This window comes from Mesorhizobium sp. B1-1-5 (assembly GCF_006443065.1).
In the GTDB taxonomy this organism is placed as follows: Bacteria; Pseudomonadota; Alphaproteobacteria; order Rhizobiales; family Rhizobiaceae; genus Mesorhizobium.
The window spans coordinates 1-1,039 of the sequence record NZ_VFWS01000662.1 but is presented as its reverse complement, the minus strand read 5'-3'; the positions used below and the strand labels follow the sequence as shown (position 1 = coordinate 1,039).

General features: G+C 60.6%; 1 protein-coding gene. It reads left to right on the top strand.

The features are described 5' to 3' along the window. Positions 1-310: 310 nt before the first annotated feature. On the top strand, positions 311-1,039 hold a 729-nt coding region (gene tauA, locus FJ980_RS34180; protein WP_140547733.1), incomplete at its 3' end, for a taurine ABC transporter substrate-binding protein.

The following is a 1,039-nucleotide window of genomic DNA, read 5'->3' as shown; positions in this document are numbered from 1 at the left end:
ACTTAAACGCGAACAGGCGGAACACGTTTTTAAATTCCAATCCATCTGAAGCATGGATTTGCCTTTCAAGCGGCTGCAACGTGAATTCTCGTTCGCGATCGGAGGCCGTAGCGGTGGCTGGAGCTTCCCGAACGTGATGATCTCGCCACTCTTGAAGCGCCATAGCCGCCAAATCCGCCTGGGGACCTCGGCACCGGCAGCTTTTTCCAACAAATCCGGCCCCGCTAGAAGAATTTAACTCTACAAGAACCATAGAATTAGCGGACTATCATGAAGCAATCCGGTTTTCCCCTGTTTCATGGAGCCCTTGATGTCCACCACCATTTCGCGACGCATCCTTCTCCTGTCTACGGCCGCACTTGCCGGCGCCGCCTTCCTCGGCCCGGCTTTTGCCGACGACCTCAAGATCACCATCGGCTACCAGACGGTGGTCGAACCCTCCAAGGTGCCGCAGGCCGATGGTGCCTATGAAAAGGCTACCAACGCCGCCATCGACTGGCGCAAATTCGATTCCGGCGCCGATGTCATCGCCGCGGTCGCATCCGGCTCGGTAGACATCGGCTATGTCGGTTCGAGCCCGCTGGCGGCGGCGGCGAGCCGCGAATTGCCGGTCCAGACCATCTTCGTCGTCGGCCTGATCGGGCCATCCGAGGCCTTGGTCGCACGCAACGGCGCCGGCATAGAGAAGGTCGCCGACCTCGCCGGCAAGAAGGTGGCCGTGCCCTTCGTCTCGACGACGCATTACAGCCTGCTTGCCGCGCTGAAACATGAGAATGTCGACCCGAAATCGGTCGAGATCCTCAATCTCAGGCCGCCGGAAATCGCCGCTGCCTTTTCGCGCGGCGATATCGATGCGGCCTATGTCTGGGATCCGGCGCTCGGCCAGGTCAAGACATCAGGCAAGGTGGTGCTGGATTCCTCCCAGGTCGCCGCCTGGGGCGCGCCGAACTTCGACGCCTGGATCGTTCGCACCGACTTTGCCGAAAAGAACCCGGAAGCGGTGCGCGACTTCGTCAAGGTGACGGGTGCGGCCTATGCC